Source organism: Pseudomonas sp. ArH3a (assembly GCF_022648765.1).
Taxonomy (GTDB): domain Bacteria; phylum Pseudomonadota; class Gammaproteobacteria; order Pseudomonadales; family Pseudomonadaceae; genus Aquipseudomonas.
This window is the reverse complement of the sequence record NZ_CP080330.1, coordinates 2,551,254-2,563,914: the sequence shown is the minus strand read 5'-3', so window position 1 is coordinate 2,563,914 and position 12,661 is coordinate 2,551,254. Positions and strand designations below refer to the sequence as shown.

The window sequence follows — 12,661 nt, the reverse complement described above, 5'->3', positions numbered from 1 at the left end:
AGCACTGGGGAGGCGGGGGCGTGAATAGTAATGCTTCCTATTAAGTGGGGCAATTGCTTCCCGTCGCCGCGCCTTGGACTTCCCACTGGTGAACTTCCGCCACGCGCCGCCAGTCAGCTGCAAAGACTCTCTTAAAACGGTGGGTGGGCAATGCAGATCTCCTTGCAGCAACAAGTGGCCCTGGTCACCGGTGCCAGTTCCGGTATCGGCGCAGGCGCCGCCAAAGCGTTGGCCGAGGCCGGTGCGGCGGTGGTGCTCAATTACAACTCCCAGGCGGCGCCGGCCGAAGCCCTCGCTGCGCAGATCAACGCCAACGGCGGCCGTGCAATTGCCATCGGCGGCGATGTGTCCCAAGAGGCCGACGTTGAACGCCTGTTCGCCCAGACCCTCGATGCCTTCGGGCATCTGGACATTCTGGTGGCCAACTCCGGCCTGCAAAAAGACGCCAACCTGGTCGACATGACCCTCGACGACTGGAACACGGTGATCGGCGTCAACCTCACCGGCCAGTTCCTGTGTGCCCGCGCCGCCGTGCGCATTTTCAATCGCCAGGGCGTGCGCGATGGCGTGTCGCGCGCCGCCGGCAAAATCATTCACATGAGCTCAGTGCACCAAATCATCCCTTGGGCCGGGCATGTGAATTACGCCGCCTCCAAAGGCGGCGTGGAGATGTTGATGCGCACCCTCGCCCAGGAAGTCAGCGAGCAGCGTATCCGCATCAACGGCATTGCGCCCGGCGCTATTCGTACGGCGATCAACCGTGCGGCCACCGAAGGCGCGGCAGAAAAAGAGCTGCTGAAGTTGATTCCCTATGGCCGCGTCGGCGACGTGGAAGACGTGGCGAACGCGGTGGTGTGGTTGGCCAGTGATGCCTCCGACTATGTGGTGGGCAGCACCCTGTTTATTGATGGTGGCATGAGCCTTTATCCGGAGTTTCGTGGCAATGGTTGATTTTAAAAATGAACAGCAGAGCGCCATCGATGCCCACGGTATTATTGGCGATATGCGCAGTGCGGCATTGGTCAATGACCGCGGCAGTATCGACTTTTTCTGCTGGCCGGAATTTGACAGCCCGTCGATCTTCTGCTCGCTGCTCGACACGCCCGAGGCCGGTGTTTTCCAGCTCACACCCGACCTGAAAAACGCCCGCCGTGAACAAATCTACCTGCCCGACACCAACGTGCTGCAAACCCGTTGGCTAAGCGATGAGGCGGTGGTCGAAATCACCGACCTGCTGGTCATCAGTGAAGATATTGATGATTTGCCGCTGCTGATTCGTCGCGTACGAGTAGTCAGCGGCACAGCCACAATCCATCTGCGCTGCGCCGTACGCCACGACTACGCGCGCACGCCGACCCAAGCCAGTATCGACGACGGCATGGTCTATTTCGCCGCCGACGGCCAGCCCGGCCTGCGCTTGGCGAGCAGCCACGCAATGCAGATCGAAGCCGATGCCGCCGTGGCCAGTTTCACCCTGGCCCAGGAAGAAGGCGCCGAGTTCGTCCTCGGCGGCCAAGATGATCCACGGGTCAACAGCGGCTGCACCGATTTGGCATTAGCACACACATTGAAGTTCTGGCGCGGCTGGATCGCACAATCGAATTACCGTGGGCGCTGGCGCGAAATGGTTAACCGCTCGGCCCTGGCGCTGAAGCTTTTGACCTCACGCAAACACGGCGCAATCATCGCCGCCGCCACCTTCGGCCTGCCGGAAACCCCTGGCGGCGAGCGCAATTGGGATTACCGCTACACCTGGATCCGCGACGCCTCGTTCACGGTCTATGCATTCATGCGCCTGGGCTTCATCGAAGAAGCCAACGCTTACATGCGCTGGCTCAAAGGCCGCGTCAGCGACTGCTGCGGCCAGCCGACCAAAATCAACATCCTCTACGGCATCGACGGCCGCCAGGAACTGCCGGAAACCACGCTTGATCACTTCAGCGGCCACGGTGGTGCCAAGCCAGTACGTATCGGCAATGAGGCCTTCGACCAGATCCAGCTGGATATCTACGGCGAGCTGATGGATGCGGTGTACCTGGTCAATAAATACGGTGAAGCCATCTCCCACGAAGGTTGGAAACACACGGTGGAAGTGGCTGATCAGGTCTGCGAGATCTGGAACAGCAAGGACGTGGGCATCTGGGAAATGCGCGGTGAGGAGCATCACTTCCTGCATTCGAGGCTGATGTGCTGGGTGGCGCTGGACCGCGCAATCCGCCTGGCTTCCAAGCGCTCGCTGCCCGCTCCGTTCGCGCGGTGGGACCAGACGCGTCAGGCGATCTATGCGGATATCTGGAGTAACTTTTGGAACGAAGAACGCGGGCACTTTGTGCAGCATATCGGCAGCACCGCACTCGACGGTTCGATGCTGTTGATGCCGCTGGTGCGCTTCGTTGCGGCTACCGACCCGCGCTGGCTGTCGACGCTTGCGGCGATTCAGAAAAGCCTGGTGCGTGACGGCATGGTCTACCGCTACCGCAACGACGACAGCCAGATCGACGGTTTGCAAGGCACCGAAGGCGCGTTTGCTGCCTGTTCGTTCTGGTACGTCGAATGCCTCGCCCGCGCTGGGCAAGTGGAAAAGGCGCACTTGGAATTTGAACAACTGTTGCGATACGCCAATCCGTTGGGGCTGTATGCCGAAGAGTTCGATAACCAGGCGCATCACTTGGGCAATACGCCCCAGGCGCTGAGCCATTTAGCGTTGATCAGCGCGGCAACGTTTTTGGACCGTAAGCTCAGTGGCACGAAGACCACCTGGCAACCCTGAGGAGGCCTGAGGGGTAGAAGCAAAAAAACAGCTCTAAAGCCGCCAATCTCTACCTGAAAGTAATGAGATTCAGATGTGGAGCTGGCTTGCCTGCGATGGCATCGACTGTGTGTCACTGATAAACCGAGGGGGCTGCATCGCAGGTAAGCCAGCACCCACATTTGATTGAGTTCAGCTTCCAGGATCAGGTCTATGGTGCACAATAGGCAGCCCCAAGCCGCCACCAGGAACCCCATGCGCCAGGTACTGCTGATCATCGACGTGCAACCCTGTTTCAACCCGCCCGCGTGGCTGGTCGATGGCATTAACACCTTGCTCGGGCGCCTGCCATCAGTGGCCACCGTGGAGCGCCACGACGAAAGCATCACCCCCTTCACTCGCCAACTCGGCTGGCAACCTGCGCCGGACGACCACAGCCTGATCGCCGCCGAGCGCATCTTCATCAAACACGGCTATGCCCCCACGCCCGAGACCCTCGACTACCTGAAAAGCCTGACGCCGGACCGCGTGCTGGTGTGTGGCATCCAGACCGACACCTGCGTCCTCGCGGCCGGCTTCGCATTGTTTGATGCGGGGCTGCAGCCGACATTGATCAGCGACTTGACCGTGGGCTCATCGCTGGATCGGTCAGGCAAATTAGGCGTTGACCTGTGGCGGCATCACTTCGGCAACGTAGTAGATCGCGCCCAAGTAATCGCGACGACCGCCTCATGAATGCATTCCCGACGCTTGCTACCCCGCGCCTGCGCCTGCGCGAATTACGCGCAACCGACGCCCCGGCGTTATGCGCCATCCATGGCGACACCGCCAACATGCGCTGGTTTGGCGCCGATCCGATGACCGACCTGGCCCAGGCCCACGCCTTGATCGACACCTTCGCCCAATGGCGCACCCAGCCCAACCCCGGCACACGCTGGGGGATTGAACGAGCTGGCGAACTGATCGGCAGCTGCGGCCTGTTCAAATGGAATCGCAGCTGGAACAGCTGCGCCCTCTCCTGCGAACTGGCACCCGCAGCCCGCAGCCAAGGTCTGATGAGCGAAGCCTTGCGGTCGATGCTCGACTGGGGCTTTACGCACATGCAATTACATCGGATTGAAGCCTGGGTGCATCCGCACAACACGGCGTCACTGGCGCTGTTGCAACGTTTGGGCTTCAAAGCCGAAGGGACATTGCGAGAGGCGGGGTTTTGGAATGGCCAGCGGCATGACCTTGTGGTGTTAGGGTTGTTGGTACAGGAGTGGCTAGACAAGTAAGCACATTGCCTGCGAATCCCCGTGACCCCGTCACAGCATTTGACTAGAGTTCAAGCACTTTTGGCCGGCTTCGAGGAGCCCATCATGACCATTTCCGCCCCACTGCTGTCTGTGCGTACGCCCCTGCTCGAAGTAGCCTACGAAGCCCATGGCCCAGAAGACGGTGAACCGGTGATCCTGCTGCACGGCTTCCCTTACGACCCGCGTGCCTACGATGACATCGCACCGCACCTGGCTGAGCGTGGCTGCCGGGTGTTGGTGCCGTACCTGCGGGGTTATGGCCCTACGCGGTTTATCAACGAGCAGGTGATGCGCTCCGGTCAACAGGCGGTGTTGGCCAAGGATCTGTTGGATTTCATGGATGCCCTGGGCATCCCGCAGGCCACGCTCGCCGGTTACGACTGGGGGGGCCGCGCCGCGTGTATCGTCGCCGCGTTGTGGCCGCAGCGAGTGCGTGGGTTGGTAACCGGGGACGGCTATAACATCCAGGACATTGCCAAGTCGCTCGAGCCTCACGCGCCCGAGACAGAGCATCGCTTGTGGTATCAGTTCTACTTTCACACCCAGCGCGGTGTAGACGGTTTGACTGCCAATCGCCGTGAGTTGTGTGAGTTGCTGTGGCAGCTGTGGTCGCCGACCTGGGCCGAGGGGCCGGGGCTGTATGGCCGCACGGCGCCGTCGTTTGATAACCCGGATTTTGTCGAGGTGGTGATCCACTCTTATCGCCACCGCTTCATGTACGCGCCGGGCGACCCGGCAGTGGAAGCCATCGAGCAGGCGCTGGTAGCGCAACCGCCGATTTCGGTGCCGACGATTTCACTCTGCGGCGCCGATGATGGCGTGGGCCCGGCCCCGGTGGAGGATGACGATGTGGAACACTTCATTGGCTTTTATCGGCGCGACGTTTTGCCGGGGGTGGGTCACAACATTCCTCAGGAAGCGCCGCAGGCGACCCTCGCGGCGATCTGCGAGTTGCTGGACCGCGCGTGAATGTTAGCGGCGCTTAGGGGACCACCCACGGCGCAAGGTCATCACGCCGACATAGCACCTTGATACAAATGTGCACGTTTTCGTTCAAGCCGGGTCGTAGAAGCGCTCACGGTAGGCCTGGGGCGTGACGTCCAGGGCGCGCAGGAAACTGCGCCGCAGGGTCTCTTCACAGCCGAACCCGCACTGCACGGCGATGCGTTTGATCGACGCTGTGCTGTCAGCCAACTGCCGGCGCGCGGTTTCCACGCGGATCAACTCCACCGCCCGCGCCGGGGTCTGGCCGGTTTCGGCGCGGTAGTGGCGCACGAAACTGCGTTCGCTCATACCGGCCTGGGCGGCCAGCGTAGGAATGTTCAGGTCGAGGGTGAGGTTGTCAGCCATCCAGGCGTGCAAATCAGCGAAGCGGCTGTCGCCCTTTTGCAGGGACAAGGCCACGCTGAATTGCGATTGACCGCCTGGCCGTTTAAGGAATACCACCAAGTGCCGCGCCGCCTCCAGGGCCACGGCGCGGCCCAGGTCTTCTTCCACCAGGGCCAGGCACAGGTCGATGCCGGCCGTCACGCCGGCGGAGGTCCACACCGAGCCTTGCTGGATGAAAATAGGGTTGGATTCCACGGTCAGCGACGGGAACCTGCGCGCCAGTTCTTCGCAGCGGGTCCAGTGAGTGGCTACGCGACAGCCGTCGAGCAAGCCACTGGCGGCGAGCAGAAAAGCGCCGGTACACACCGAGGTCATCCGCCGGGTGTGCTGGGCTTTTTGCTTCACCCAATCGACCAACTCCACGTCTTCGGCAGCGCCGTACACACCCCAGCCGCCCGCGATCACCAAGGTGTCGCAAGGCGTGTCGGCTGCGGGCAGCGCCTCAGCCACCAGTGCCAGGCCGGCGGAGGTCATCACGGGTTCTGCCTGCGCGGCAATCACCGACACCGCGTAAGGCAACGGCAGGCCGCGCTGGCGCGCCAAGTCATTGGTGGTGGCGAACACCTGCAACGGCCCGGTGACGTCAAGCACCTGGACATTATTGAAAGCGAGTACGTGAATAGTCCGGGTCATGATTGGCGTAATCTGTGGGCTCAATGGCGCATACGCCAAAGCCTAGGCCGCTAGAGTGAAGCCGTCCACCCCTTTATCGGAGCTTCACTCATGACCCTGCAGATCGGCTTTCTGTTGTTCCCCGGCATTCAGCAACTGGACCTCACCGGCCCCTATGACGTGCTGGGTTCGCTGCCGGATGTGAAGCTGCACCTGGTGTGGAAAGACCTGGCGCCGGTCACGTCCAGCACCGGCATGGTGTTTACCCCGACCATGACTTATGCCGACTGCCCGCGCCTGGATGTGATTTGCGTGCCCGGAGGTGCAGGCGTAGGCGAGTTGATGGAGGACCCGCAAACCCTGGACTTCCTCAAGGCCCAGGCCCAAACCGCACGCTACGTGACGTCGGTGTGCACCGGTTCGCTGGTACTGGGGGCTGCGGGTTTGCTGCGCGGTCGCAAGGCCACCACTCACTGGGCCTACCACGACCTGCTCGCCCCGCTCGGCGCGATCCCGGTGCAGGCGCGTGTGGTGCGTGACGGCAACTTGTTCACCGGTGGCGGCATCACCGCCGGCATCGACTTTGCCCTGACCCTGGCGGCAGAGCTGTACAGCGAGGCCGCCGCGCAACTGGTGCAGTTGCAGATTGAATACGCGCCGGCGCCGCCGTTCGATTCGGGCAGCCCGCACACCGCGCCCGAGCCTGTGCTGGAGGAAGCCAGGAAACGCACGGCGGAATCGCGTCGGGTGCGCGGCGAGATCGTGGCACGGGCGGCGGCGCGGTTGGGGTGATGCAATGAATGTGGCTGGCGGGCTTCGTGTGGCGAGCCCGCTCGCCGGCCTCAGGCTGGCCGAGACATCAGCATCAGCCTAGCGGCCAACAGCATCAGCACACTCGCCAGGCCCCATTTCTGCAGTTTGGCACTGCCAGCGCGCCCGGCAAAAAACCGGCTGAGCGCACCGCCAAAAACCCCTAGCAGCACGTGAAAAACACCGGCAATCAGGGTCAGTACGCCACCCAGCATCAGCAGTTGCAGCGTGATAGAGCCGGCCTGCGGCCTGACGAATTGCGGCAAAAACACCATGAAAAACAGCAACGCCTTGGGATTGAGCAAACTGTTGAGCATCGCTTGCACAAACACACGGCTCAGACGCACGCGCTTTACCTGGGCAGTGTCCAGCCCGGGGCTTTTCTGCAAGGTCTTGAACACCAGCCACAGCAGGTAAATCACACCGGCATAACGAATCACATCAAACGACGGCGGCCAACTGGCGACCAGCGCCGTTACGCCGGTGGCGGTCAACGCGGTCAGCAGCACGTCCGCCACGCAGATACCCAGGCCCGAGGCCACACCCCCACGCCAGCCGTAACTCACACCATGGCTGATAACAAACGCCATGTTCGGCCCCGGCGATAACAGCAACAGCAAGACAGCGCCCGAGAACACAAGCAAAGTTGAGAAATCAATCATGCTCAAACCACCCACCCCAATAAGAACGGACAGATTAAATGGCCGTCAAAAAACCCACAAAAAATTGTGCTGGATACATTTTTATCTGAGTTTAAAAACAACTTCCACCCGTCTCAAAGGCCGTACTTTCTGGGACTTAGCGTGCCCTCTTTGTCCCCTTTTCCTACCGCCGCTCAAAAAAGCTTTACCCATCCAGCAGGAAAATTCTCATATTTGTTCCTACACTCAAAAACACACCCCCAACACCGAGTGCTCGAACAAGGAATGTCAATAAAATGCCACAAAAAATACCAGTTAACGTGTCTAGCACGCCACCTCCAGAGCATCGTCAACCCACCGACAAAGCAATCCTAAGGAACATTCCTTAAGTCACTGCCCACGTAAAACATTCATTTGGATAGCTTCAGATGAAGGGTCAGTTGCGTTTTAGCCAGAGTAGCCGTCGTTCGTCTTGTGCGTATTCAAGCAAGCCGAACAGAAGTCTGGAGTGCAATGAGGGATGTTTTATGCGAGAGAAGTCGTCAGTCGACAGCCTGTTTCTGACCCGCGCCGGATTTGTTGAGTTTTTTGTTGTTTTCGTCAAATTGATCCACGGCCTGACGGCTATTTTGCCGCCACTGGTGCTGGTGCTTTTCCTCGACCCGATGGCCCCCGAACTGCGTTCTCACTTCCTCGGTTTGCTGCTGTTTTTCGCGATTCTGACCATTATTCTGTTCCAGGCCCTGAGCATCTATTCCGAGGATCTGTTCAGTAATCGCCTGCGCCTGCGGGCCAAGATAGTCGCCTGGTCGGCGGCGTTCTGCATCTTGCTGTTCATGTACCAGATCCTGCTGTTTTTCCCGCAATTGACCCCGCGCAATCTGGTCGCGTGGTACTTCGCCAGCCTAGGGCTGTTCTGCCTTGAGCGCCTGTTGATGCTACGCCTGTACCGCAACCTGATGCGCAAGGGCAAATACCTGCAACGTACGGTAATCCTGGGCTTCACCGACACCGCCGTGCACGTCGCCGACCACCTGCAACGCAACGGCGATATCCGCTCCGGCCTGATTGGTTTTATCGACGACCGCACCGAGCGCATTCCCAAGGAACTGAGCAACCTGCCGCTGCTGGGCAACACCCGCGACCTGGAAAAACTGATCCGCGCCGAGCAGGTCAACCAAGTGATGATCTGCCTGCCCTGGGCTGCCGAGCAACGTATCCACGGGCTGGTCAATCGCCTGCGCCAGATGTCGGTAAACGTGATGCTGGTCCCGGACATGGCCGCCCTACGCTACGGCCACAGCCGCATCACCGACGTGGGCGGCATTCTGATGTTCAACACCTCACAGTTGCCGCTGCGCGGGTGGTCGCCGGTAATCAAGCGCTGTGAAGACGTGCTGCTGGCCAGCTTGGCACTGGTGGCGCTGTCACCGGTGATGCTGGCGACGGCAATCGCGATCAAGCTCGACTCTAAAGGCCCGGTGCTGTTTCGCCAGAACCGCTTCGGCTACAACGACAACGAGATTCGCGTGTTCAAGTTCCGCTCGATGTTCACCGACCAGAGCGACTTCACCGCCGAGCAACAAACCACCCGCAAAGACCCGCGCATCACCCGCGTGGGCCGGATTATTCGTAAAACCAGCATCGACGAACTGCCGCAGCTGTTCAACGTGCTGCTGGGCAATATGTCGATGGTCGGCCCACGCCCCCACGCCACGGCGACCAAGGCCGCCGGTATCCCGTTCGAAGTCGCGGTGAGCGAATACAGTTCGCGACATCGGGTCAAGCCGGGCATCACCGGCTGGGCACAGATCAACGGCTACCGAGGCGAGACCGACACCCTGATCAAGATCCAGAAGCGCGTCGAGTACGACCTGGAGTACATCTCCAAATGGTCGGTGTGGTTTGACTTGTACATCGTCTTTATGACGGTCCCCGCCGTCCTCTCCACCAAGGAGGTCTATTGATGAATGCCCTCAACGGCTTGATTCCCTGCATTATTTCCGGTGGTTCGGGCACACGGTTGTGGCCAGTGTCGCGGCAGAACATGCCCAAGCCCTTCATGCGCATGCGTGACGGCATGAGCCTGTTGCAAAAGACCTTCCAGCGCGCCGCGCGCCTGCCAGGTGTGGAAAGTGTGCTCACGGTGACCAACCGCGACCTGCTGTTTCGCACCCTGGATGACTACCGCGTGGTCAACAAGGCGCACCTGCCGTTGGACCTGTTGCTGGAGCCGTTCGGGCGCAACACCGCGGCGGCCATCGCGGTGGCGGCGCTGCATGTGCAGGAGCATTTCGGCGATCAGGCGCAGCTGCTGGTAATGCCTGCCGACCACTTGATCAGCGATGAAACCGCGTTCGCCGCCGCTGTGACCCAGGCCCGTGAGCTGGCCGAAGCGGGCTACCTGGTGACATTCGGCATCCAGCCCGACCACCCGGAAACCGGCTTCGGCTATATCGAAAAAGGCGACGTGCTGGGCACCGGCAACCGCGTCAAACGCTTCGTCGAGAAACCCGACCTGGCCACCGCGCAAGGCTACCTCGACGGTGGCAAACACCTGTGGAACGCCGGCATGTTCTGCTTCAAGGCCAGCACCTTGGTGGACGAACTCGCCGTTCATGCTCCCGACGTACTCGCGGCCGCGAGAGCCGCGCTGGAACACAGCCAGAACCTGCAGAATAAAACCTCGCGCCAGCGTGAACTGAGCGCCGAAGGCTTTGGCGCTGCGCCGGATATTTCCATCGACGTGGCGCTGATGGAGAAGTCCAAGCAAGTTGCCGTGGTGCCCTGCGACATCGGCTGGAGCGACATCGGTTCCTGGGAAGCGCTGCGCCAGCTCACCCCCAGCGATGCCAATGGCAACCAGGTCAATGGCGAAGCGATTTTGCATGACGTGCACAACTGCTACGTCGACTCGCCCAAGCGTGTCCTCGGTGCTGTCGGCGTGCGCGACCTGATCATTGTCGATACCCCTGACGCGCTGCTGATCGCCGACGCCAATCGCAGCCAGGATGTGCGCTACATCGTTGCCGAACTCAAGCGCCAGGACCATCCGGCGTACAGCCTGCACCGCACCGTCACCCGGCCGTGGGGCACCTACACGGTGCTGGAGGAAAGCAGCCGCTTCAAGATCAAGCGCATCGTGGTCAAGCCTCAGGCATCACTGTCATTGCAGATGCATCACCACCGCAGCGAGCACTGGGTGGTGGTCAGCGGCGCGGCACAGATCACCAATGGCGAGCGCGAATTCCTGATCAACGCCAACGAGTCCACCTACATTCCGGCCGGGCACAAACACCGCCTGACCAACCCCGGCATCATCGACCTGGTGATGATCGAGGTGCAGAGCGGCGAGTACCTGGGCGAAGACGACATTGTGCGTTTTGACGACATTTACGGGCGTGCGCCCGCTGCCGACGTGAAAAAGTGATATGCGTACCTCGCTGATCATCCCGACCCGCAACGCGTCCAGCCACCTGGCGCGATTGCTGCCCGCGCTGAAAATGCAGACGCTGCTACCGGACGAAATGCTGGTGGTCGACAGCGCCTCCAGCGATGACACCGTGGCGCGCTTTCGAGAGTTCGGCGCGCGGGTCGAGGTGATCAACGCCCGCGATTTCAACCACGGCGGCACGCGGCGTTGGGCCAGTGAACAGGTGAGCGGTGACGCGCTGATCGTGATGACCCAGGACGCGATCCCCGAAAGCCCCGAGACCTTCGCCAACCTGCTCGAAGAATTGCAGCAAGACCCGCTCAACGGCGTGGCCTACGGCCGCCAACTGCCGCACCCCGGCGCCGGCGTGCTGGGCGCGCAATCACGGCACTTCAACTACCCGCAACACAGCCGCAGCAAGAGCCTGGCCGATGCGCCGCAGTTGGGGATCAAGACCTGCTTCAGCTCCGACTCGTTTTGCGTGTACCGACGCAGCGCCTTGCAGGCCGTCGGCGGTTTTCCCGCCGATGTGATCGGCAGCGAAGACGCCTACGTCGCTGCGCGCCTGCTGCTTGACGGCTACAAGGTGCGCTACGCCGCGTCAGCGCGGGTGTACCACTCCCACGATTACCGACTCATGGATGAGTTTCACCGCTACTTCGACATTGGCGTGTTTTACGGCCGCGAGCCGTGGATTCGCCAGGCCTTTGGCGATGCCGGCGGTGAAGGTAAACGCTATGTACAGGCTGAGCTCGCGGCACTGCGCGCAGCCGGTGCATTGCACCGCGTACCCGAAGTACTGGTGCGCAGCGCGTTCAAGTTGCTCGGCTATCGGCTGGGCCATCTGGAACGCCGGCTCCCACTCGCCCTCAAGCGGCGCATCAGCATGTTCCCCGGTTATTGGAGGTGAGCAGCATGACCTACAGGAAGTCCCCCTTGATGAAAAAAACCGTGCTCCTCTTGGCCATGTTGGCCTTGGCCGCCTGCAATACGCCGGCACGCATCGTCCCGCCGGATGACCAGACCGTGGAGGACGGCAAACGCGCCCTCGACCAGCTGGCGCAGTTGCCGCCGGCGGTGGAACGCATCCGCATCGGCGACCAGTTGCGCATCGTGCGCGATGCCGGCGAGATGCCGACGCTGTCGGCGTTCAACGTCAGCACCATCTACGAGCTGACGCTGTACACGGTGCAGACCGACGGCAAGATCAACTACCCGTTCCTGGGCCCGATCCAAGTCGCCGGGCGCCAGCCATCGGAGCTGGCCACCGAGCTAAGCAAAAAGCTCGCGCCGGTGTACCGCGAGCCACGCGTCACGGTGAACATCAACCAGGCACCGGGCAACTCGGTGATCGTCGGCGGCGCGGTGAATAACCCGACGGCGGTACAACTGGGCACGGCCAACACCCTGGAGCAAGCGATTGTCGGCGCCGGCGGGGTGAACCCATCGGGCAATGCCAGCATGGTTGCGTTGTTGCGCGAAGATGCCCAAGGCGCCTACCACGCCTACTTCCTGGACTTCAGCCAATACCTCAAGCCCGGCCCCAACGGGCGTAAACCGGTGCACCTGCAACGCGGTGACGTGGTGTTCGTGCCCAAATCCAATGTGGGCGAGCGCATCCAAGGAGTGGATACCTACTTGAACCAACTGATCCCGTTCACCAAGTCCATTGGGGTTGGCTACAACTACACCCGAACCAGCGGCGGCAATAACTAAAGGAGCGACATCC

Annotated in this window: 12 protein-coding genes; 10 read left to right on the top strand and 2 right to left on the bottom strand. The window is 61.2% G+C overall.

Annotated features, from left to right (window positions below):
* Window positions 1-150 precede the first annotated feature (150 nt).
* From K0P33_RS11660 to K0P33_RS11640, 5 genes are all read left to right on the top strand, one after another.
* Window positions 151-951 (top strand): glucose 1-dehydrogenase, encoded by an 801-nt coding sequence (locus K0P33_RS11660; protein ID WP_242155297.1) that lies wholly within the window; start codon window positions 151-153, stop codon window positions 949-951.
* A complete protein-coding gene (locus K0P33_RS11655) occupies window positions 944-2,770 on the top strand; it encodes a glycoside hydrolase family 15 protein (RefSeq protein WP_242155296.1) in 1,827 nt (608 codons plus the stop codon). Before K0P33_RS11660 ends, K0P33_RS11655 begins: the two co-directional genes overlap by 8 nt.
* Before the next feature lie 234 nt (window positions 2,771-3,004).
* Entirely contained in the window at window positions 3,005-3,484 is a 480-nt protein-coding gene (locus K0P33_RS11650; RefSeq protein ID WP_242155293.1) for a cysteine hydrolase family protein, read from the top strand.
* Window positions 3,481-4,026 (top strand): GNAT family protein, encoded by a 546-nt coding sequence (locus K0P33_RS11645; protein WP_242155291.1) that lies wholly within the window; start codon window positions 3,481-3,483, stop codon window positions 4,024-4,026. Before K0P33_RS11650 ends, K0P33_RS11645 begins: the two co-directional genes overlap by 4 nt.
* Window positions 4,027-4,110: 84 nt before the next feature.
* A complete protein-coding gene (locus K0P33_RS11640) occupies window positions 4,111-5,016 on the top strand; it encodes an alpha/beta hydrolase (RefSeq protein WP_094951210.1) in 906 nt (301 codons plus the stop codon).
* An 84-nt stretch (window positions 5,017-5,100) separates the two neighbouring features.
* Here the strand turns inward: K0P33_RS11640 and K0P33_RS11635 are convergent, their stop codons facing one another.
* Window positions 5,101-6,069, bottom strand: coding sequence for a helix-turn-helix domain-containing protein (locus K0P33_RS11635; protein WP_094951209.1), 969 nt, complete (start codon window positions 6,067-6,069; stop codon window positions 5,101-5,103).
* 90 nt (window positions 6,070-6,159) lie between these two features.
* Between K0P33_RS11635 and inhA the strand changes: the two genes are divergently transcribed.
* The gene (gene inhA, locus K0P33_RS11630; RefSeq protein WP_094951208.1) at window positions 6,160-6,840 is read left to right on the top strand and encodes an isonitrile hydratase; all 681 of its coding nucleotides are present in this window, start codon (window positions 6,160-6,162) and stop codon (window positions 6,838-6,840) included.
* 50 nt (window positions 6,841-6,890) lie between these two features.
* Here the strand turns inward: inhA and K0P33_RS11625 are convergent, their stop codons facing one another.
* Window positions 6,891-7,520: a LysE family translocator gene (locus K0P33_RS11625; protein ID WP_094951207.1), complete on the bottom strand. Its 630-nt coding sequence runs from the start codon at window positions 7,518-7,520 to the stop codon at window positions 6,891-6,893.
* 506 nt (window positions 7,521-8,026) lie between these two features.
* On the opposite strand from K0P33_RS11625, the gene K0P33_RS11620 reads away from it, so the two are divergent.
* The 4 genes from K0P33_RS11620 to K0P33_RS11605 are packed head-to-tail and all read left to right on the top strand — an operon-like array spanning window position 8,027 to window position 12,648.
* Window positions 8,027-9,466 (top strand): undecaprenyl-phosphate glucose phosphotransferase, encoded by a 1,440-nt coding sequence (locus tag K0P33_RS11620; protein WP_094951206.1) that lies wholly within the window; start codon window positions 8,027-8,029, stop codon window positions 9,464-9,466.
* Window positions 9,466-10,929: a mannose-1-phosphate guanylyltransferase/mannose-6-phosphate isomerase gene (locus tag K0P33_RS11615; protein WP_094951205.1), complete on the top strand. Its 1,464-nt coding sequence runs from the start codon at window positions 9,466-9,468 to the stop codon at window positions 10,927-10,929. Before K0P33_RS11620 ends, K0P33_RS11615 begins: the two co-directional genes overlap by 1 nt.
* Window position 10,930: 1 nt before the next feature.
* Entirely contained in the window at window positions 10,931-11,842 is a 912-nt protein-coding gene (locus tag K0P33_RS11610) for a glycosyltransferase (protein ID WP_094951204.1), read from the top strand.
* A gap of 29 nt (window positions 11,843-11,871) precedes the next feature.
* Window positions 11,872-12,648 (top strand): polysaccharide biosynthesis/export family protein, encoded by a 777-nt coding sequence (locus tag K0P33_RS11605; protein ID WP_094951203.1) that lies wholly within the window; start codon window positions 11,872-11,874, stop codon window positions 12,646-12,648.
* Window positions 12,649-12,661: the final 13 nt, after the last annotated feature.

Excerpts from the sequence above, each read along its gene's own strand:
- K0P33_RS11605 (WP_094951203.1), top strand. The coding sequence starts at position 11,872 with ATGAAAAAAACCGTGCTCCTCTTGGCCATGTTGGCCTTGGCCGCCTGC.
- K0P33_RS11635 (WP_094951209.1), bottom strand. The coding sequence starts at position 6,069 with ATGACCCGGACTATTCACGTACTCGCTTTCAATAATGTCCAGGTGCTT.
- K0P33_RS11620 (WP_094951206.1), top strand. The coding sequence starts at position 8,027 with ATGCGAGAGAAGTCGTCAGTCGACAGCCTGTTTCTGACCCGCGCCGGA.
- K0P33_RS11625 (WP_094951207.1), bottom strand. The coding sequence starts at position 7,520 with ATGATTGATTTCTCAACTTTGCTTGTGTTCTCGGGCGCTGTCTTGCTG.
- K0P33_RS11650 (WP_242155293.1), top strand. The coding sequence starts at position 3,005 with ATGCGCCAGGTACTGCTGATCATCGACGTGCAACCCTGTTTCAACCCG.
- K0P33_RS11610 (WP_094951204.1), top strand. The coding sequence starts at position 10,931 with ATGCGTACCTCGCTGATCATCCCGACCCGCAACGCGTCCAGCCACCTG.
- K0P33_RS11640 (WP_094951210.1), top strand. The coding sequence starts at position 4,111 with ATGACCATTTCCGCCCCACTGCTGTCTGTGCGTACGCCCCTGCTCGAA.
- inhA (WP_094951208.1), top strand. The coding sequence starts at position 6,160 with ATGACCCTGCAGATCGGCTTTCTGTTGTTCCCCGGCATTCAGCAACTG.
- K0P33_RS11645 (WP_242155291.1), top strand. The coding sequence starts at position 3,481 with ATGAATGCATTCCCGACGCTTGCTACCCCGCGCCTGCGCCTGCGCGAA.
- K0P33_RS11655 (WP_242155296.1), top strand. The coding sequence starts at position 944 with ATGGTTGATTTTAAAAATGAACAGCAGAGCGCCATCGATGCCCACGGT.
- K0P33_RS11660 (WP_242155297.1), top strand. The coding sequence starts at position 151 with ATGCAGATCTCCTTGCAGCAACAAGTGGCCCTGGTCACCGGTGCCAGT.
- K0P33_RS11615 (WP_094951205.1), top strand. The coding sequence starts at position 9,466 with ATGAATGCCCTCAACGGCTTGATTCCCTGCATTATTTCCGGTGGTTCG.